Genomic DNA, 19,316 nt, shown 5'->3' with positions numbered 1-19,316 from the left:
CCCGTATTACTGGCCCGGGGGAGCATACACCCCATCGGCCAGCCGGTCCGTCCACTTTCCCGGCAATGGAGTGCGGCCTAAGTGAAATTAGCCTCATTGTCAATCAGATTGCCGTTTTCCTCAGGATCATCGCGGATTTTACCCGAAATACCTTCCTAAAGAACGATCTGTGCTACTGATCCCGCCTGACTGGCAGGGAGACGCATCATGGAGTTGAGGCAGCTACGATACTTCGTGGCCGTTGCCGAACACGGCAGCTTCACCAAGGCGGCACTGGCCATCGGCATGGAACAGCCCCCTTTAAGTCAGCAGATCAAACAGTTTGAACGCGCCCTTGGTGTGACCTTATTTCATCGCCTCACACGCGGCGTTGAACTGACCGATATCGGAGCCGCCCTGATCGGACAGGCAAAAGCCATCCTTGCGATGGAAGAGGATTTTCTCGGCTTTGCACAAGGTCTCGCCCGCGGTGAGCGGGGCCATCTCCGGGTTGGGCTGGCTGGCGCGGTCTCACTTCTCCCGATTATCCCCCAGACCATCCGGCGCTTTCGTGAAGCGTGGCCAGAAGTTGTCGTCTCGTTCGAGGAAAGCAACACCCCTGCCCTGTCCGAGGCATTGCATGACCGTCGCGTCGATGTGGCGATCGTGCGCCCTCCTGTCACGGATGACCGCGAACTGGCTGTCTATCCGCTGCTTGATGAGCCGACCGTGGCCGCCCTCCCGAGTGGCCATGCCTATGAAGGCAGCGGCGCCATCCGACTGGAAATGCTCGCACATGAACCGCTGATCATTTTCCCCAGAGAACTGGGGCCGGGTTTTCATGACGCCATTCTGTCTGCCTGCCAGCACGCCGGTTTTACGCCCCGCATGGGTCAGCAGGCTCCACAGATTGCGGCTACAGTTCCTCTGGTCGCTGCTGGACTGGGTGTTTCAGTCGTGCCCCAGTCCTTGTCTCAGATTCACGCAGGCGGCGTCACATTCCATCGCATTGAGGAACCCGCTCCAAGCGCCACTTTGGCCATTGCCGTGCTGAAAGGACGTCCGGCTCCTCTTGTCGGACGATTCATCGCCGCGCTGAAAGATGCCTGTGGCGAGTGGGTGGAGCGCAGCCAGAAAATCGAGTAATTGCCAGAAGCGGTCTTGGGTAAAACTTTACCAAACCCTTATTGGGTAACGACATTTATTCCTGGATAACTATTTATACATAATTCGATGCCACCCTGCCTTCATCGCGAAACACGCAATGAAAAGGGCTTAAAATGGCAGGGTTAGGTATCAGACTTGAAGCCGGCGACCGGATGATCCTCAACGGTGCAGGCATCCACTTTCTCACGGCCGCACAGATCCGGCTGACAAACCGGGCGAATTTTCTGTTCGGACGTCAGATCATGCCTCCGGAAGAAGCCACGAGCCCGGCACGCCTCATCTATTACGCGTTGCAGACAGCCTATGTCGGCACTCCGGAAGAAAAAATGACGGCTCTTGCCGAAGCGACATATCACATCACCACCTTCATGCAGGAAACCACGTCTGTATCGGCGCGACTGATCCTCAGCGAAGCCATGAAGGCCGCTTCTGGAGGTAATTTTTATCAGGCGCTGAAAATCGCCCGCAGAATCATCCGCCATGAAGACGCCGTGATCGGCCAGGCGACCGTCGCACCGGATGGTCCGAACGAATCAGAAGCAGGTTAACTCAAAATTAGGATTTTTATAATTTTATAGAACCACTGCAAAAAAATGCAGTAAACCAAACGGAGAAAATCCACATGTCACTTTCGATCAATACCAACAATTCAGCAATGGTCGCTCTTGAGAGCCTCAATGCAACGACCTCTTCGCTGGATGCCACCGAGAACACGGTTTCAACCGGCCAGAAAGTCGCCACAGCCAAAGACGGCCCGGCCACTTACGCCATTGCACAGCAGATGAACGGCAACATTGCGGGTCTTTCCGCGGTGTCTGATGGCCTGTCTTTTGCTGCGAGCACGCTGAGCACCACGGCTTCGGCTGTCAGCAACATTCTCAGCACACTGCAGCTTCTGCAGACTGCCGTCACCGGTCTTGGTGACAATCAGGGTGACCCGACAGCCCTGACGCAGACATCTGACGAAATCAATGGCTACCTCGATCAGATCAATACGTTTGCACGAAACGCAACCGTCAATGGCGTTAACCTGCTGACAACCCAGTCTGATTCGAACAATGCCAACGGCGGCACCGGCACATCAGGCCCGGTCACTGCCAGCAGCATGATTTATGTCACCAGTCTCCAGGGTTCAACCAACACCATCACTAACGTCACAAACGGGACTGCAGGTGTAGGTTCTGTCATCAAGACGTTGGTCGGCACTGCCAGCTCAGACACAACCACGCTGACGGATGTGCTCGGTCTTTCCAGCAAAATGACTGCAGGCGAATCTTTCGTCGGCGGCTCCGGTACCGGTATCAATGCTTTCGTATCCGGCACAGGTACGGCCACATCTCTTTCGGGCACAAGTCTGCCGGCACTGATCCTGATCGTTCAGAATGCAATCACTGCAATGACAGATGCAGCCTCAACGCTGGCAACAAATGCCAAAGTTGTTGATGGCATGTCTTCTTACTCTTCCAACCTGTCGGACTCCCTAACCTCGGGCGTGGGTGCACTGACAGATGCTGATATGGCTGCAGAAAGCGCGAAGCTTACGTCTCTGCAGACGAAGCAGCAGTTGGCAATTTCTTCTCTGAGCGTTGCGAAATCTTCGTCTCAGAACATTCTTAGCCTTTTCCGCTAAGATCGGGAATGGGGAGGCTTTTGCCTCCCTATTTTTATATGGGTACATATTATGACAAATATTTTAACTGCTAAAGAAATAAAAAAAATTGGAAACAAGCTAAAGAAAGCAGCTGAAAACAATAATTACACAAAAACCATAGAAGAAATAAAAATAAACCTTCGCAAACATCCTGACTGGGCTGATGGTTATGCGCTCCTCGGAGATATATATAAAAATATAACCGAGTATGAAGACGGCTACTTAGCTTACTCTCAGGCTGTTGAACTAGAACCAACAAATATCACTTGGAAGATACAGAAACTCTTCTGCAAGCTTGAAATAGGAAGAGAGATCAATACCGCTCTCAATGAATTACTCATCCTATTTATACAGAATGCTGCAAATGAGGATATTTGCTTAAAAATAGCAACCGTCATGGTCGCTGCAAAATCTCCAAAAATAATTATCGCTGCCATTAAATGGCGTGCACAAAACTATCATAACAGTGAGATACTTACGGGGATACTCGCCCAACAACTCCTTGAAGCAGGTCTTATATCGGAAGGCTGTGAAGTTTACTTCCAGCTATTCAAGTCATCGCGTCAGGGAATTGTATATGCTCCATCTCTCTCGCAGGCTTTAATCCGCATCGGCGCTTTTCAGGCTTGCGCAGATATTATCGAAGCAACACAATTACAATTTCCAGATATTGCACTATCCATGCTTAATGAATACGGCATTGCATTAATCGCCCTGAATCGTTCCCGAGAAGCGCAGTCTGCTTTTCGGGAATATCTGCGTCTCAGACCAGATGTTCGTACCGTACAATATAATTTGAGTCATGCGCTCCTAAAAGACGGTCAATACGAAGAAGGCTGGAAATTAGCTGAATTCGCACCAGCAGAGTTTAAGCAAGAAGACGCCAAAAACCCTTGGAAAGGTGATTTTCCTATAAAAGGAAAAACGCTTTTGATCTACGGGGAACAAGGGCTGGGCGATATGCTCCAGTTTTTACGTTATATCCCCTACCTAAAAGGTCTCGGAGCCAATATCATTCTATCTATTCCTGAAAATCTAAGAAGGATTTCACAATCATCATTTCATACTATCAAGATTATCGGTGAGGATTTTTCGAATACAGATTATGATTTCAGTTGCTCACTTCTATCTCTGCCATTGGCTCTGGCTCCTCAGATTGGTTATGAGATACCTTCTTTTACTCCCTACCTCACTCCATCACAGAACGATATTGATAAATTCTCTTTAATACTCAAAGAAAAAACGAAAATTCGTGTAGGTCTGGTATGGTCGGGAGAGAACCGCCCCAGACATGGCCTGAATTATAGAAACCGATCCGCCTCTCTCAATATGTTTTCAAAAATTATCAATATAGAAAATATCGATTTCATAAATCTACAATTGGGAAACCCTCAAAAAGAACTCCTTGAATGGCATGGAAAAGAGATTTTTGATCCCATGAACAATGTTGCCGATATGGAAGATACGGCAGCCTTGATTTTTAATCTTGATTTAATAATCAGCGTTGATACTTCCGTTGCTCATTTGGCAGGGGCCCTTGGCAAACCTGTCTGGATGATCACAAGAAGCGATTGCTGCTGGCGATGGTTAGAAGATCGGGAAGACACCGCGTGGTATCCTACCATGAGAATCTTTCGTTCTCAGCCTGGCAGTCTTCAACATGCAATAGAACTCGTAGCAGTCTCTCTTCCTGATTTTGTTAACACTTGGCAGCAGAACTCCTTATCTAAAGGTATGTCTCATGAGCTACGGCATTAAGCGCTACAATCAAAATTCAGCAATACAAATGACTTCGAGACAAATTGAAGTCATGGCTTTTGGCCAAACTATTCTTCTTTTGAAAAACGCACAAAATCAAAAAGAACGCATCCATGCTCTTAGTATGAATCAAAAATTATGGTCTTCAATTATTTTGGAAACCAGTGTTGAAGACAACGGTATTCCAGACACAATGAGAAAAGACCTTCTTAATTTAGCAATTTGGTCAACACGGTACAGTATTCGTGCCATGCTGCATGATATTCCACTAAATCCTCTAATTGATATAAATCAAGATATGTTGGATGGGTTAAGACAAAACAACAATACTCATAATCCACCTTCTGAAATAAATAATTTCAAGCTTTCGACAGCTTAAAATAAGTATTATATGCATTCACCATCCTATTTAAAATAGCGTTTAATCGATCAATTGTGGTGACTACATAGAGCAGTTGGTGACTGTTAAGAGGGTTATTTTCAACACTATCGAGGCTATCACAAAAGAGGGCAGCCATAATTTCACAGCTACAAGGTCAAGAGTTGAACAGAGACTTGATATATTTGTTCTCTTTATAAAAACAATAAAACATAGGGGATCTCCCCTGCGCGATTTGAGCACAATGGAATTATGGGAATAATAACCTCGAAAAATCAGGTGTCTCTTATCCTATTATTACTATACTCCTTATCAGTCAAAAATCAGCGTAATCATGTCGCAACAGGTAGATCCAAGGGAGCATCCATCAGTACCGGAATAAAGAGGCATCGCCAACATCCGGTTCTGACACCTACGGAACCTCACATAGACAGAATTCCATAGGCAATCTGTCAGCAGCACGTAAACCATGCTATTGAGAATAACTATCTATCCTGACCAATTGGTCAGGTCCAGGCGTTAGAACTCCGAAAATGATCGGTCATTTTCGTCTGTCAGCTACGTCGTGTCCACAGCTTAAGGAAAAGAATCTCTTTTGAATTACACCTGAAGAATATAGAAGTTTTCTTAAATTGATAAAAAATAGCGGCAAACCCGATCTGTCTTCAGCGTATTCATTTAATTCGGTACATTTAACATTCTGTTCCAACAACTCTCTTCAGGGCCTGTTGGGAATTATCGTGAATTGATGACTGCAGCAACGAGATAGATCATGGCTGAGAATGGCCTGTCTTGTCGCTGCGCATGGCGACCCGCTTGAACTCCTTGAGTTTGCAGAAGAAGTTTTCGATAAGATGGCGCGCTTTGAACAGGGCTTTATCGAACGGGCGTCTGTCGAGGCGGTTTTTGCACTGGGGACTGTCCACAACCCAGTGCACATCGAAAGCCTTATCGGCAAGAAAGCCCCCAAAATCCGCCAGCTCAATAAGGGAGCAACCCCAACCGTGTTGTAATGCTGGCCGGGGATAAGGGTGAAGTGGACCAGTTTACCCAGAGTGTCGGTCATGGTGATGATTTTGGTAGACCATCCTGTCACAGTACGTCCGATCGTCGGGTTCCGAGTCCCCCTTTTGCGCCTTGGCCGTGGCGATGAACCCGCACCACCGTGCCGTCGTCATCGCGTATTCCATATCCGCATCGTCAGAGACAGCCTCAAAAAGCCACTGAAAAACCCCAGCTTCCATCCAGTCGCTGTAGCGCGAGTAGACCGAATTCCAGTGTCCGAAATACGTTGGAAAATCCCACCATGGACTGCTGGTCCGCGCAATCCATAAGACTACCTCAATGAAAAGGCGATTATCCTTCCCGCTGCGGCCCCGATCCGTCTTCTTGCCAAGGCACAGCGGTTCCATCTTCGCCTATTGGGCATCCGTCAGTATGAAGCGATCCATACAGACCTTTAATCACATCCAGAAGCCTCAGAAAAACATAACTCCAACAGGCCCCAATAAGAATTCATTGAAAAACCGGCAAACCAAGCTGCCGGGCTTTATAATTTTAAAATATCAGACACAAGAAAACAGTTCAGCCTTCTTCGTCTTCATCCAGGTCTCTCTGAACTTCTGGTCGACGCAGCAGGGCATCGACTTCCATTGCATAGTCGAGAGCCGTATCAGGCTGGAAGTGGATTTCCGGAGCAATACGCAAGCGGAGTGTGTGCGATAATTGGGTCCGTAAATAAGGAGCCACACGCTTCAAGGCCGGAAGAAGCTTTTCAACATCTCCCTTCCCCAGATCAGAGACAAATGCCGTAGCGTGCTTCAGATCAGGAGAAATACGCACCTCCGTGACGGTAATGGTCACACCGGAAAGTTCAGGATCACGAAATTCAGTGCGAGCGAACACTTCCGCCAGCACACGCCGAACCTCTTCCGCGACGCGAAGCTGCCGCTGAGAGGGACCGGATGCGGAGAGGCCGGCGAGTCTCCCCGCCGGCCCCTTTCCATCCGAACGTCGGTTGGAACCCCGGCTCACGCTGGCACCAGTTCCATCTCGAAGCACTCAACCACATCTCCCTCACGCAGATCGTTGTAACCTGCGAAGGAGAGACCGCACTCATAGCCACGAGCGACTTCCTTGACGTCGTCCTTGAAGCGCTTGAGCTGGCTGAGATCACCTTCATGGATGACCACACCGTCACGCAGCAGACGCACACCGCAACCACGTTTGACAACGCCTTCGGTGACGTAGCAACCCGCGACCTTGCCAACCTTGGTGATGTTGAACACCTGACGGATCTCGGCGTAGCCAAGGAACTTCTCGCGATGCTTCGGAGCAACCTTGCCCTTCACCAACTGCTCGATGTCATCAGCAACCTGATAGATGATCGAGTAGTAGCGAATGTCCACACCATCACGCTGCGCCATTTCACGGGCCTGCGAGGTTGCGCGGACATTGAAGGCGATGATCACGCCATCAGATGCCTTGGCAAGCTGCACATCACTCTCGGTGATCTGACCGACAGTCGCATTCAGGACGCGAACATCGACTTCCTCATGAGCAAGCTTTTCGACAGTTGCCTTGATCGCTTCCGCTGATCCCTGCACGTCGGCCTTGATGAGAACCGCAACTTCCTTCTGCACACCCGCCTGAATACGGGCAAGCATCTGATCGAGCGTTCCTCGCGCTGCGGTCTTGCCTGCAGCTGTATGCTCCTTGATCTTACGCTGACGGAATTCGGAAATCTCGCGAGCGCGATTTTCGTTATCCACGACAACAAAGGAGGAGCCTGCTTCCGGCACACCGGCAATACCAAGAACTTCAACCGGCATCGACGGACCCGCCTCAGCGACCTGACGATTACGGTCATCGACCAGCGCACGCACACGTCCCCACTCCGCTCCGGCGACAACGATGTCACCCTTGCGCAATGTACCTTTCTGGACCAGCACCGTCGCCACCGGCCCCCGACCACGATCAAGACGGCCTTCAATAACCGCACCTTCAGCCGCACGGTCCGGGTTGGCTTTCAGGTCGAGGATTTCTGCCTGCAGCAGAATGGCCTCTTCAAGCTTATCAAGATTTGTCCGCTTTAGGGCGGAAACCTCGATATCCTGAACGTCACCGCCCATGGATTCGACAACAAGCTCGTGGCTCAACAGATCCTGACGCACGCGATCGGGATTGGCTCCCGGCTTGTCGATCTTGTTGATCGCCACGATGATCGGTGCGTTGGCCGCTTTCGCATGCTTAATCGCTTCTGCTGTCTGCGGCATGACACCATCGTCTGCAGCCACAACCAGCACGACCACGTCCGTCACCGAGGCACCGCGGGCACGCATGGCCGTAAAGGCTTCGTGACCCGGTGTATCGATAAATGTGATCTTCGCACCGGAAGCCAGTTTCACCTGATACGCACCGATATGCTGCGTAATGCCACCAGCCTCACCAGCGGCCACATCAGTGGTCCGCAGGGCATCCAGAAGAGACGTCTTGCCGTGATCAACGTGACCCATGACGGTAACGACAGGCGGACGAGGCTGGAGGTCACCCTCTTCATCCTCGACACCTTCAATGCCGATCTCGACGTCACTTTCAGCGACGCGACGAACACGATGGCCGAATTCCTCGACAATCAGTTCGGCCGTATCAGCATCAATTGACTGCGTAACGGTCGCCATCACACCCATTTTCATGAGCGCCTTGATGACTTCGCCCTGACGGGCCGCCATACGGTTGGCGAGTTCCTGAACCGTAATGGTCTCAGGCAGGATCACATCACGGACGACACGCACCTGATCGGTACGCAGTCGTTCGAGTTCAGCCTGACGACGCTCACGTTCACGCTGACGACGCACAGACGCCAATGAACGGGTCTTGTCGTCATCACCCTCGATAGCGGCCTGAACGTCAATCCGTCCGGAACGACGACCGCCACCATCCTTTTTCGCAGCAGCCCCTCTCTTCGGAGGAGGCACAGCCCCTTTGCGAGCGGGACCACGACGATCATCCTCACCCTCACGACCACCGCGCAGACGCAGGGTTTCACCCTCACCACCGGAAGGCTGCGAAGACGGAGCCGGACGCGTCTGCACCAGCGGCTTGCTCGGCATGATCGCACGTTCGGCCAGCGGGCGCAGACGGCCCGGAGGCGGCGCAAGAGTAACTGTGCCGGGGATTGGCTTATCCGAAACTATCGGGCCACGCTCTTCTACCGGCGGCGCAACAGGCTTCTTCGCAGGCTCGGCAGCCTTGCTTTTTGCGTCCTGAGCATCAAGCTCGGCGCGCTGCCTGGCTTCCTGCTCCTCGGCAGCACGACGTTCATCTTCTTCACGTCGACGCGCTTCCTCGGCAGCGGAAAGAATCTGGATCTTTTCCTGTTCGATACGCTGCGCTTCCTTGAGAGCAGCTTCCCTGCGCTGCTCTTCGAGAACACGCTGACGGACAGCGAGTTCCGCTTCCGTCAAACCTCTTTTGCCCGGCTGACGTCCACCGCCAGCGCCACGCCCACCGGATACACCGGCTTTGGGAGCACTTGGGCCTGGCCGCGCTTTTTTTCGGACCTCGACCTGCACTACCTTCGAGCGACCATGGCTGAAGCTCTGACGCACAGATCCGGCATCGACCGTGTGTCCTACTTCAGAACGGCCTGCTGGCCGCAGGGACAAACGTCCCTTACCCTGATCCTGATCGTTGCCTTCGCTCATCTATCCGCCTGTTCAACCCGCTCGCCGGAAACTTCCGGCGTCCGCAGCACTGCCACATCGGCAAGCCCTGCAAAACGTTTACTATCCTGCCTCAACCGGTCAGCTAATGCGCCAGTCCGCAGAGCCGCGTGCACCGTGTGCTCACGACCAAATACTTTTCCCAATTGCGCAGCATCCAGTGGCTTCACCACCGGGAGACTGCGCGCGCCAGACAGAAGCCTGACACATTCATCCGGACTTCCATCCGATGCCTGCACGACAAGCCCTGCCGCACCCGCCACGATCCACTCACGAACCTTGGCATATCCACTTACCGCCTGACCGGCCCGACGCGCGAGACCGAGCGTATCCGTCACACGACGGAGAAGCCCTGCCTCAATCAAACCAACCAGATCAGAAGGAATGACAACCTGACATCGTGCAGCCCGGGCAAAACCCCCGCGAGTCCGTGCGGTTTCTAGCACATCCCGGCGCGCACTCAACCAGATTCCCCGTCCGGGCAGACGCGCGTCCAGGTCGGGCACCACAGTTTTATCTGGCGCCACAACAAATCGTATCATGCTGGAAGGCGCCAGACGCTCACGCGTTACGAGACAACGACGCAGAGAACCACGCTCATCTTCTTCGTAAACATCGTCACTGTCGGGGATATGATTATCCCCGTTCAGTTCCGCTGTGAACCCGCTATCTGCAGTAATTAGTTCAGAAGAGCGCTCATTGGTGGGTGTCGTGTTCAGAAGACACCTCCTCGGCCGGCGCTTCCGCAACGGCCTCTGCTGGCGCAGCTTCATCCTCGAACCAGTGCGCACGTGCCAGCATGATGATTTCGTTGGCGGCATCCTCATCAATCGCTTCCGCGCCGAGGATTTCCACCAGTTCGTCACCAGCCAGATCAGCCAGATCATCAAGCGTTTTCACGCCCTTTTCACCAAGCGTCACAAGCATCTGATTCGTGAAAGCGTTCAGCGCGACGATGTCATCCGTCACACCAAGAGCAATACGCTTCTCGTCGAGCTCTTCTTCCTTGCGGGTCAGATAGGTCTCTGCGCGACGCACCAGCTCTTCAACCACCGACTCGTCAAAGCCTTCAATCCCGACAAGTTCGTCCTGATCAGCGTAAGCCAGCTCTTCGATCGTGTCGAAGCCTTCTGTCACCAGCAGGCCAGCGATCACGTCATCCACATCCAGCGCTTCAACAAAGAGCGCGGTGCGACGACGGAATTCTTCCTGACGACGCTCGGATTCTTCTGCTTCCGTGAGGATATCGATATCCCAGCGGGTCAGCTGGCTGGCCAGACGCACGTTCTGACCGCGACGACCGATGGCAAGGCTGAGCTGATCGTCAGGCACGACGACCTCAACCCGACCAGCTTCCTCATCCATCACAACCTTGCTGACTTCAGCCGGAGCCAACGCATTGACCACGAAGGTCGCCGCCTGCGGACTCCACGGAATGATGTCGATCTTCTCGCCCTGCAATTCGGCCACAACAGCCTGTACGCGGGAACCACGCATACCAACGCAGGCACCGACAGGATCGATGGACGCATCACGGGAAATCACCGCCATCTTGGCGCGCGAGCCCGGATCACGGGCCACAGCCTTGATCTCAATGATACCGTCATAGATTTCCGGCACTTCCTGAGCGAACAGCTTTGCAAGGAAGGCGGGATGCGTGCGGGAAAGGAAAATCTGCGGACCACGCGGCTCGTCGCGCACATCGTAGATGTAGGCGCGAACACGATCCGAGTTACGGAACGTCTCACGGGGGATCAGTTCATCACGACGCAGCAGCGCCTCTGCCGAACCGATCTCAACCATGAGGTTGCCGTATTCCGTGCGCTTGACCGTGCCGTTGACGATCTCGCCCACGCGATCCTTGAACTCGTCATACTGACGCTTGCGCTCATATTCACGCACGCGCTGGACGATCACCTGCTTGGCGGTCTGAGCGGAGATGCGACCGAAATCAATCGGCGGCAGCGGATCGATCAGATGCTCGCCAAGCTGAATTTCAGGCTTGAACTTGCGGGCGATGTGAAGAGGAATCTGGGTCTCTTCGTTTTCCACAGCCTCGACGGCTTCCGTCCAGCGGGAAAGACGCACCTCACCAGTCCGACGATCGATCGTCGCACGGATATCTTTCTCGTGGCCATACTTGGCGCGACCGGCCTTCTGAATGGCCTGCTCCATCGCCTCGAGAACTTCCTCGCGATCGATCAGCTTCTCACGCGCAACCGCGTCAGCCACCAAAAGCAGCTCGGGACGTGCAACAGAGGTATCCATACTCATCACAACTCCACGACAGACCAGACGCCGACATCCCAGGACATCAGCCCAATCCCGCAAGCCGAAACCCACCTGAAGACAGTGCTTCAGACAATCTCAGGCCTGCATATGATATCAAAGGCCGGGTTTTACCACCCCTGACCGCCTCAATGGCGGGTTTTAGACTTCTTTTTTTCGGCCGGAGCCTCTTCTGCCCCTTCATCAGCCTGCGCCGAAGGCTTCATCATCGCCTGTGTCGCAGCGATCAGGGCGTCCGTCAGCACCAGTCTGGCTTTCTTTATCTCACGGAACGGAAGAACGACTTCCTCTCCATCATCGAGACGCATCCGACCGCCCTCTTCCGAAGCGCCGAGCACAATTCCCGAGAAGCGACGACGCCCATTGAGCGGGATCAGCACCTCGGCTTTCGCCAGATGCCCTGCGAAGCGGTCCCAGTCCTTTGGACGCGTCAGTGGACGATCGATTCCGGCCGAGGACACTTCCAGCGTCCAGTTGCCCGGAATGGGGTCTTCCACGTCCATGACAGCGCCCACCGCGTGACTGATCTGCTCACAGTCTTCAACCGTGATCAGTGTGCCATCGGCACGATCAGCCATGATCTGCACGGTCGGCACTTCACGTCCAAGCACGGACACCCTGACGACCTCGAACCCGAGATCTTCTACAGAGGGCGTGATCAGCGCAGCAATCCGCCCTTCAAGGCCGACATGAGTCGAATGGTCTTCGTCCACAGCAAAAAAGGCGACCGAACCGGCCACCCCCCAAAAAAGAGCGAAAATGAAAGGAATGACACCCGTTTAAGTCACTGACCATAAAATCGCAAGGTGAAATTGATTGTCCTTGCGCAAGCGGATTTATTACGGTGCATAAAGCTTTGTATCTTTTTCGTTTGCCTCTTGCATCGCTGCAACACCCCATGCCTTAGTTAGAACCGGCAATGACAGCAGACTCTCCCTACACCCCTCAGCGGCAGCCAGAGAAAGATCCCGAGAATCGGGGATCTGGCCCAATGATCGCAGCAATCGCGGCGCTTATGGTTGTGGCTGGCGGAGCGTCCTGGATGGCGAACGGAAATGGAGCCAGGAACGACCAGAATACGCCGCCACCTGTTGCAGCACCCCGGAACACACAAAACGAAACGCCAAACGGACGGCTTACGGTTGCCGGTCAATTTGCCTACATTTCGCCCGAAAATGCGCCCGCAGCCCTCCGACGGGCGGGATATTCGGAATCAGAGCAGGCCTCGATCCTCGCAGGGATCAAACGCCGCGACTACCGGCTGGCCGTGATGCCGGTTTTCGATGCTGGCGGAACGGGAGGCACCATCGCCATTGCCTCCGGCCCAGTGCGACGGATTGTGCATCTTACTCCAAAGCCCAAACCGATCGTGCTTCCCATCACGATTGCCGGGGAAGTCACCGTCGCCGCCATGTCGCCAACCGGTCCAACTGGCCTCACCACCGGGGCAGTCACGGTTCTGGGGCCGGAAGCCCTTCCTACCCTTCAGCAGGGCGACAATCTCCTTCTTACGGTCATCGTCCAATGACAGAGCTTCCTGTTAACGATCGTCCTGCCCCGTATTTTCGGAGAATTGCCCCATGAAGGGCCTGATTCCCATGCTCAACCGGTTCATGCCGGTCATGATGGTGATCTTCCTGATCCTTGCGAGCATTCAGGCTGCGGTTAGCCTGCATCTTTCGCTCGCAACTCTGGATCATTTCATGAAATGGTGTTCTCCGCTCTGGCCCGTTCTGGCCGGTGCGGGAGCCTTTTTCACACTGATGGGTCTTCTTTTTGAAGTACGCTCGGAAAAGCTGGCCCGAAAGGGCCTGCTCCGCAGACGGGGGTGGATGATGGACGTTCTGGCGCGACTGACCAACAGACAGGCACTTGAAGAGCTGATGGCGCGGGAACAGCGCGACTCAGCCATCGACGCGGAGGAGCTTGCCGCCAACCTGCGAGCCCGGGTCATCGGGCAGGATCAGGTATGCGAGGACATGGCCAACCAGCTCCGCCGACGTCTCGCCCTTCAGGTCCGCGGCAAACCGGTCGGCATCTTCCTGCTGGCGGGGCCGCCCGGCACCGGCAAGACTTACCTCGCCAAACAGCTGGCGCGTCAGCTCGACAGGCCGCTCATGCATTTCGACATGACACAGATGGCCAGCGCCCATGCCGCCACGCAGCTTTTCGGATCGCCCAAAGGCTATGTCGGTTCGGACACCTACGGAAAACTGACCGGCGGCCTCAAGGAGAAGCCGGACTCGGTGGTTCTTCTCGATGAGATCGAAAAGGCTCACCCGGATGTATTCAAACAGTTCCTGGTCGCCTGGAACGATGGCTACGTCACGGAAGCCTCCACCGGGGCGCATGTTTCCGCTACTCAGGCCATCTTCATCCTGACCTCAAACATCGCGACCGAAGCCCTGACCGATATTGCCAACCGTCTTGGCGATGATCCTGACCGGATGCGCGCCGAGTCTGTGGAAGCTCTTCGTCAGGCCGGGTTCGCTCCTGAAGTCCTGAACCGGATCGATCGCATCTTTGTGTTCCGCCCTCTGCGCGGGCTGGATATCGCCCGCGTGGCTGCGCTGGAAATCGAGACCATGATCGAAAGCTACGGACTGGCCATCGAGCCGGGCGGTATCGAACCTGCGATCCTGTTCGACGTCATGCGACGCCAGAACCGGCTGGGTGACGGAGCGTCGGCCCGTGACCTTGCCCGCTCCATCGAGGATATGGTCAGCGAGTCCCTGATCGTTGCGCGTCAGCAGGGGGCAAAAATGGTGCGTATTACGCAGACGGAAGACGGGGTTACAGCTCAGGTGGTCAATGACTCGCTTTCACCAACCCGCCCTCACCTGACAGCCTGACGGTATTTTATGTCTGCTTTTTCGCGTCTGTGGCGTCGCGCTCCTCTATGGCGACTGTCTCTCGTCAGCATGGTCGCGTTCAGCGGCATCACCGTCCTGTATCCGCCGAACTGGCTTGTCAGCCTTTATCCTCCGCTGGGGAAATTCGCCCACCACACAGCCCCTGCCGCGCAGGACGATGACTCTGTGTCCGATAATGAGCAGAAGAGCCCTTCCCCTCCTGCGCAATCCGGCTCAGCTGGAGGTAAGGCACAGGGCGGTGATTACACGACAGCGCAGGGTGCTGTTCCGCCGATTGACGCCCAGTTGGTCGATCTCATGCCCATGGCTGGTCGCCAGTTCCCGCTCCCGGCCGGAATATGGCATCCGGTTCTGACGGAGACGAGCGGACCGCACGGGGAAATTTCCAGCAATATTCTGGTGCGCACAGATCGCGGCGTAGTGACCGGCGTGATCCTCGTGCAGGCGACAACTGCAAGTGTACCGACCTCCGCCATGACCGACCAGCCCTGTCATCTGGATGGAGCCTTCTTTCAACGGAAGCTCGCCGCTCCAGGTGGCGCAGTTCAGTGCATCGCCACAAACGTGGGCTTCACTCCCAAGGGCGATATTCACTCGAAAGATGATATTGGCTGGGCTTTTGGTCGGCTCACGCTTCTGGGATTTCCCATGCCGCCCGTCTGGGCGCTGGCTTCCTGGACTTACGCCGTGAACGCGGAAGACGGCGGCAAGAATTTTGAAGTGGTCTCAATGGCGCTCAGCCCAGCCGATCCGGGAACAGCCCACGTCAAGACACCTCTTTCAGACTGGAGCCCACAGGGACTGGGAACCTCGCCCTTTTCAGGGCGCTTCATGCAGAACGTGAATGACTGGCTTGTACGCTGGGCGCCCATCCTGCAACAGGGCTATGAGGGAACATTACAGCCCTCCCCCAATAAAATCCGCTCGGAAGCCGCCGATCCGGCCTGGCACGGATCGGCAGGAGCGCCACCGACCTGATCCCGTTCAGGTCGGTGTGAGGACGGTCGAGGAAATCTCGATCAGGAAATCCAGCACCGTACGTGTCCGTAAAGGGAGTGTTCTGGGGCCGGTATGCACCGCATAAAGCGGCATCGGCGGTACTTTCCAGTCAGGAATGACTTCCGCCAGTTCTCCGGATTCCACCAGATGTCTGACCTGAAATTCCGGCAGCAAACCCACGCCCACTCCAGCCTGCACGGCATGAAGAGCGGCTTCACTGGAATTGGCCCGGAACACCGCCGCCGGAGCAACCACGCTCTCCTCACCTTCCTGATTGAAGAAATGCCAGTCCTGACGACCGCCGCCATATGTAAAGACGACACATGGCTCGCCGGTCAGGTCATTGGGATGCTTCAGGGACGATTTGGCCGTGAAATGACGCGGGGAAACCACCAGAGACCGATGAACGGCCCCAAGCTTGCGCGCGATCAGCGATCCTTCGGCAATCTCGCCAACCCGGATAGCGAGGTCGAGCCCCTCTTCCACCAGATCACCGAACCCGTCTCTCATGATAAGTTCGACGGACAGGTCAGGATGTTTGCCCAGCAGATCCTTGATCCGGTTGGTCAGGCAGAGGCCGAAAGCCGTAGTGACGCCCAGCCTGACAAGGCCGGACACCGAAGCCCGACGCCGCCCCAGCACTGTTTCGGCAGTCTCAAGAATCTCCAGCAGTTCGTAGGCATGAGGCAGAAGGCTGCGACCATCTTCCGTCATCATCAGACTGCGGGTCGTGCGGGCGAACAGTGTCGTGCCGTAATGCGCTTCCAGCAGGGCGATATGCCGTGAAATGGTCGGCTGACTGGCTCCTGTTTCGCGGGAGACAGCTGAAAATGAGCCCGTCGCGGCAACGCGAACAAAGCTGTGAAGAGCAGAGAGAAGATCCATCGCGCAATCATATTATAAGTTGCGGAGTAATGATGACCGTATGTTCATTTATGCACAATGCGTTGAAGTGTGAGGCGCACATACCAAAAATGCATTGGCCGGAAAGATGTCGATTAAATAGGCATTTCCGAAACAGGATTCAGCCATCCAAGGCCAACCGGGTGTGAAAAAAATCTCTCACACCCGGCAATCACCCTGTCAGCCGCCGCGTCGTTCACTGACAGCAAGACGACGCTCAGCCATTTTGGCAAGACGCACAAATGGCAGTCCCAGCAGCAGATAGGCTCCGCCCACCATCATCCCTGTTCCAAAATAGTCGAAATAGGTCGAAGACAGCCGCACATAGGTCTGGCTGAGTTCCGTCAGGGTGATGATGCTGACCAGCGACGAATCTTTCAGCAGGGAGATGAAATCGTTGGTCATCACTGGCACCACAACCCGGAAGGCCTGCGGCACGACGACATAACGCAACGCCTGCGAGTGGGTCATGTTGAGCGCCGTGGCCGCTTCCATCTGCCCGCGAGCAACGGACTGCAGACCGGCACGATAATTCTCTGCCTCATACGCTGCGTAATTCAGTCCGAGACTGATCACACCAGCGACAAAGGGAGAAAGGCGAATGCCGATACCGGGCAGGCCATAGAAAATGAACAGCACCTGAATCAGCAGCGGCGTGCCACGAATGACCTCGATATAGAGCGTCGCCAAAGCCGCGGCCCAAGTCGGGCCATATCGCCGCGTCAGCGCCAGAATGAGCCCCAGCGCCACCGCCAGCACCATTGCACAGGCAGAAACCGCCAGCGTCATGACGGCCCCCTTGCCTATCAGCGGCAGGAAGCTGACATAGCGGTCAAAGCGGGCTTTCCAGCCTTTGGCCGGTGCGGTCGCAGCGATGTATCGCTCCCACTCGGTCGGAGCGATACCGGGCTGCGAATAATCGCCCGTCCAAGCTGCCATTTCCGGCGTCCACAGATTCCAGCGCGCCAGAATCCGGTGCAACGTGCCGTCCGCGATCATCGATTTCAGAGCGCCGTCGACCTGCTTGCGCAGTTCAATATTGCCCCCTTTCGGAAAAGCGATGCCGTATGACAGGTGGCCAACCGGCGTACCAACGATACGGAAGGCCGGATCGGCCTCCCCGTAATAGAGTGCAATCGGCCCATCGATGAGGATCGCGTCGAGGCGCTTGTTACGCAGATCCTCGAACATGTTTGATTCTTCGTCGTAACCGCGCACGGTGATGTCGTGCCGTTCACCCATCATCCGCTCGGCCAGCGTGTCCTTGACCGTGCCGATGGTATGACCGCCGAGCCGCTCGTAAGAATCCAGTCCTGCCTGATCGCGACGCACCACGATGCGTTCAGAGGTCATGTAGTAAGGCTGACTGAAATCGACGGCCTCGATATGCTCCGGCGTCATTTCGATGCCGCAGATGACCATCAGATAGAAATTGCGTTCAAGACCGGGGATCAATCCATCCCAGTCGTTCTGCACAAACTGGGCGTCACGTCCTAGACGACGGCCGATTTCCTCCATGATGTCATATTCAAAGCCGCTCATGCGGTTTTCGTCTGACGGATCATGAAAAGTGTACGGCACGTTGGAAGTGCCGTCGGCCCCCCATTTCAACGCTGTGGCAGATGCGTCTGCCGTAGCAGGCGCGGTTACGGGCTCCGGCTGGATGGGTTCAGCGGGCGCATTCTCCGCCCAGGCCGACACGCCATGAAAGGCAAACCCCACAACAGCGAAGCCGACGAGAAAGCGCGCACGAAGCCGCGAAAGAACGGAAGTCATGCCGAGGCTCCCAGAAGAAAGCGCCGCGTCCGGGGATCGCGCGGGTTGTCATACATTTCGTCCGGATCACCGATCTCGATGATCTCGCCGCCATCCATGAACACAATCCGGTCTGAGGCGGCGCGGGCGAAACTCATGTCGTGGGTCACGACAATCTGCGTCATGCCCTCACGATCGAGCGCCCGCATGACTTCAAGCACTTCTTCCGCCACGCGGGGATCAAGTGCAGAGGTCGGCTCATCATACAGCATCACGTCTGGACGCATGGCGAGCGCACGCGCAATGGCCGCACGCTGCTGTTGTCCCCCGGAAAGCGTGACCGGATAACGCAGGCAGGCCGCTTCCAGCCCCACCTTGGCGAGCAGTTCACGCGCCTCGGCCTCGGCGACTGCGGGTGAGACCTTCTTCACCACACGCGGCGCAAGCATCACGTTGTCGAGCACCGTGCGATGAGGGAAAAGGTTGAAGGACTGGAACACCATGCCGACATGCGCGCGCAACCTGTGCGCCAGCGCTTCGTCGGAAGCCTTCCAGGGACCGCCCGAACGACGAATACTGTCGTCGGCGATCGTCACCGTGCCTTCATCGGGAATTTCCAGGAAATTCAGACACCTCAGAAAGGTTGATTTCCCGCATCCCGAAGGACCGATGATCGAGATGAGGTCTCCCCGCTCGACGGTCAGAGACACCCCATTGAGCACCTTGTTTGAATCGAACGATTTGCTGATCGATTCAGCACAAAGCACCGTTTCAACGCAAATGGCTGGCCCGGAATTATCCGGACCAGCCATTTTGCCATCGTCATAAAGAGACGGAGT

Annotated in this window: 16 protein-coding genes and 1 pseudogene; 8 read left to right on the top strand and 9 right to left on the bottom strand. The window is 55.0% G+C overall.

Going from position 1 to position 19,316, the window contains the following annotated elements:
• The first annotated feature begins 207 nt into the window (after positions 1-207).
• The 5 genes from EMQ_RS16300 to EMQ_RS16280 all read left to right on the top strand — a co-directional run bounded on the left by EMQ_RS16300 (position 208) and on the right by EMQ_RS16280 (position 4,934).
• The gene (locus EMQ_RS16300; RefSeq protein WP_026199944.1) at positions 208-1,125 is read left to right on the top strand and encodes a LysR family transcriptional regulator; all 918 of its coding nucleotides are present in this window, start codon (positions 208-210) and stop codon (positions 1,123-1,125) included.
• A gap of 134 nt (positions 1,126-1,259) precedes the next feature.
• A complete protein-coding gene (locus EMQ_RS16295; protein WP_010666346.1) occupies positions 1,260-1,694 on the top strand; it encodes a flagellar biosynthesis repressor FlbT in 435 nt (144 codons plus the stop codon).
• Positions 1,695-1,768: 74 nt separating this feature from the next.
• Entirely contained in the window at positions 1,769-2,776 is a 1,008-nt protein-coding gene (locus tag EMQ_RS16290; RefSeq protein WP_010666347.1) for a flagellin, read from the top strand.
• 51 nt (positions 2,777-2,827) lie between these two features.
• A complete protein-coding gene (locus EMQ_RS16285) occupies positions 2,828-4,555 on the top strand; it encodes a glycosyltransferase family 9 protein (RefSeq protein ID WP_018307689.1) in 1,728 nt (575 codons plus the stop codon).
• Positions 4,539-4,934 (top strand): flagellar biosynthesis regulator FlaF, encoded by a 396-nt coding sequence (locus EMQ_RS16280; protein WP_018307690.1) that lies wholly within the window; start codon positions 4,539-4,541, stop codon positions 4,932-4,934. Before EMQ_RS16285 ends, EMQ_RS16280 begins: the two co-directional genes overlap by 17 nt.
• A gap of 735 nt (positions 4,935-5,669) precedes the next feature.
• Here EMQ_RS16280 and EMQ_RS16275 read toward each other — a convergent pair.
• The 6 genes and pseudogenes from EMQ_RS16275 to rimP all read right to left on the bottom strand — a co-directional run bounded on the left by EMQ_RS16275 (position 5,670) and on the right by rimP (position 12,687).
• A pseudogene (locus tag EMQ_RS16275) lies at positions 5,670-6,346 on the bottom strand (IS5 family transposase).
• Positions 6,347-6,518: 172 nt separating this feature from the next.
• A complete protein-coding gene (rbfA, locus tag EMQ_RS16270) occupies positions 6,519-6,968 on the bottom strand; it encodes a 30S ribosome-binding factor RbfA (protein WP_010669055.1) in 450 nt (149 codons plus the stop codon).
• On the bottom strand, positions 6,965-9,640 hold the full coding sequence (gene infB / locus EMQ_RS16265) for a translation initiation factor IF-2 (RefSeq protein WP_018307691.1): 2,676 nt from the start codon (positions 9,638-9,640) through the stop codon (positions 6,965-6,967). Before infB ends, rbfA begins: the two co-directional genes overlap by 4 nt.
• Entirely contained in the window at positions 9,637-10,290 is a 654-nt protein-coding gene (locus EMQ_RS16260) for an RNA-binding protein (RefSeq protein WP_026199945.1), read from the bottom strand. Before EMQ_RS16260 ends, infB begins: the two co-directional genes overlap by 4 nt.
• A gap of 64 nt (positions 10,291-10,354) precedes the next feature.
• Positions 10,355-11,926: a transcription termination factor NusA gene (gene nusA / locus EMQ_RS16255; RefSeq protein WP_010667620.1), complete on the bottom strand. Its 1,572-nt coding sequence runs from the start codon at positions 11,924-11,926 to the stop codon at positions 10,355-10,357.
• A gap of 149 nt (positions 11,927-12,075) precedes the next feature.
• The gene (gene rimP, locus EMQ_RS16250) at positions 12,076-12,687 is read right to left on the bottom strand and encodes a ribosome maturation factor RimP (RefSeq protein ID WP_010667619.1); all 612 of its coding nucleotides are present in this window, start codon (positions 12,685-12,687) and stop codon (positions 12,076-12,078) included.
• A 251-nt stretch (positions 12,688-12,938) separates the two neighbouring features.
• On the opposite strand from rimP, the gene EMQ_RS16245 reads away from it, so the two are divergent.
• Genes EMQ_RS16245 through EMQ_RS16235 form a run of 3 tightly spaced genes read left to right on the top strand, consistent with a single transcriptional unit; the run spans position 12,939 to position 15,798 of the window.
• Positions 12,939-13,475: a hypothetical protein gene (locus tag EMQ_RS16245; RefSeq protein ID WP_010667618.1), complete on the top strand. Its 537-nt coding sequence runs from the start codon at positions 12,939-12,941 to the stop codon at positions 13,473-13,475.
• Positions 13,476-13,527: 52 nt separating this feature from the next.
• Positions 13,528-14,799, top strand: a complete 1,272-nt coding sequence (locus EMQ_RS16240; protein ID WP_010667617.1) for an AAA family ATPase — start codon at positions 13,528-13,530, stop codon at positions 14,797-14,799.
• A 9-nt stretch (positions 14,800-14,808) separates the two neighbouring features.
• Entirely contained in the window at positions 14,809-15,798 is a 990-nt protein-coding gene (locus EMQ_RS16235; protein WP_010667616.1) for a hypothetical protein, read from the top strand.
• A gap of 6 nt (positions 15,799-15,804) precedes the next feature.
• Here the strand turns inward: EMQ_RS16235 and EMQ_RS16230 are convergent, their stop codons facing one another.
• The 3 genes from EMQ_RS16230 to EMQ_RS16220 form a co-directional block, all read right to left on the bottom strand.
• The gene (locus EMQ_RS16230) at positions 15,805-16,704 is read right to left on the bottom strand and encodes a LysR family transcriptional regulator (protein ID WP_010667615.1); all 900 of its coding nucleotides are present in this window, start codon (positions 16,702-16,704) and stop codon (positions 15,805-15,807) included.
• A gap of 198 nt (positions 16,705-16,902) precedes the next feature.
• Positions 16,903-18,498: an ABC transporter substrate-binding protein/permease gene (locus EMQ_RS16225; RefSeq protein ID WP_010667614.1), complete on the bottom strand. Its 1,596-nt coding sequence runs from the start codon at positions 18,496-18,498 to the stop codon at positions 16,903-16,905.
• Positions 18,495-19,289, bottom strand: coding sequence for an amino acid ABC transporter ATP-binding protein (locus EMQ_RS16220; RefSeq protein ID WP_010667613.1), 795 nt, complete (start codon positions 19,287-19,289; stop codon positions 18,495-18,497). Before EMQ_RS16220 ends, EMQ_RS16225 begins: the two co-directional genes overlap by 4 nt.
• Positions 19,290-19,316: the final 27 nt, after the last annotated feature.

This window comes from Acetobacter aceti NBRC 14818 (genome assembly GCF_000193495.2).
GTDB lineage: Bacteria > Pseudomonadota > Alphaproteobacteria > Acetobacterales > Acetobacteraceae > Acetobacter > Acetobacter aceti.
The sequence above is the reverse complement of the archived record's forward strand: the minus strand, read 5'-3'. Positions and strand labels throughout refer to the sequence as shown.

Excerpts from the sequence above, each read along its gene's own strand:
- EMQ_RS16300 (WP_026199944.1), top strand. The coding sequence starts at position 208 with ATGGAGTTGAGGCAGCTACGATACTTCGTGGCCGTTGCCGAACACGGC.
- EMQ_RS16295 (WP_010666346.1), top strand. The coding sequence starts at position 1,260 with ATGGCAGGGTTAGGTATCAGACTTGAAGCCGGCGACCGGATGATCCTC.
- EMQ_RS16290 (WP_010666347.1), top strand. The coding sequence starts at position 1,769 with ATGTCACTTTCGATCAATACCAACAATTCAGCAATGGTCGCTCTTGAG.
- EMQ_RS16285 (WP_018307689.1), top strand. The coding sequence starts at position 2,828 with ATGACAAATATTTTAACTGCTAAAGAAATAAAAAAAATTGGAAACAAG.
- EMQ_RS16280 (WP_018307690.1), top strand. The coding sequence starts at position 4,539 with ATGAGCTACGGCATTAAGCGCTACAATCAAAATTCAGCAATACAAATG.
- infB (WP_018307691.1), bottom strand. The coding sequence starts at position 9,640 with ATGAGCGAAGGCAACGATCAGGATCAGGGTAAGGGACGTTTGTCCCTG.
- nusA (WP_010667620.1), bottom strand. The coding sequence starts at position 11,926 with ATGGATACCTCTGTTGCACGTCCCGAGCTGCTTTTGGTGGCTGACGCG.
- EMQ_RS16245 (WP_010667618.1), top strand. The coding sequence starts at position 12,939 with ATGATCGCAGCAATCGCGGCGCTTATGGTTGTGGCTGGCGGAGCGTCC.
- EMQ_RS16240 (WP_010667617.1), top strand. The coding sequence starts at position 13,528 with ATGAAGGGCCTGATTCCCATGCTCAACCGGTTCATGCCGGTCATGATG.
- EMQ_RS16235 (WP_010667616.1), top strand. The coding sequence starts at position 14,809 with ATGTCTGCTTTTTCGCGTCTGTGGCGTCGCGCTCCTCTATGGCGACTG.
- EMQ_RS16230 (WP_010667615.1), bottom strand. The coding sequence starts at position 16,704 with ATGGATCTTCTCTCTGCTCTTCACAGCTTTGTTCGCGTTGCCGCGACG.
- EMQ_RS16225 (WP_010667614.1), bottom strand. The coding sequence starts at position 18,498 with ATGACTTCCGTTCTTTCGCGGCTTCGTGCGCGCTTTCTCGTCGGCTTC.
- EMQ_RS16220 (WP_010667613.1), bottom strand. The coding sequence starts at position 19,289 with ATGGCTGGTCCGGATAATTCCGGGCCAGCCATTTGCGTTGAAACGGTG.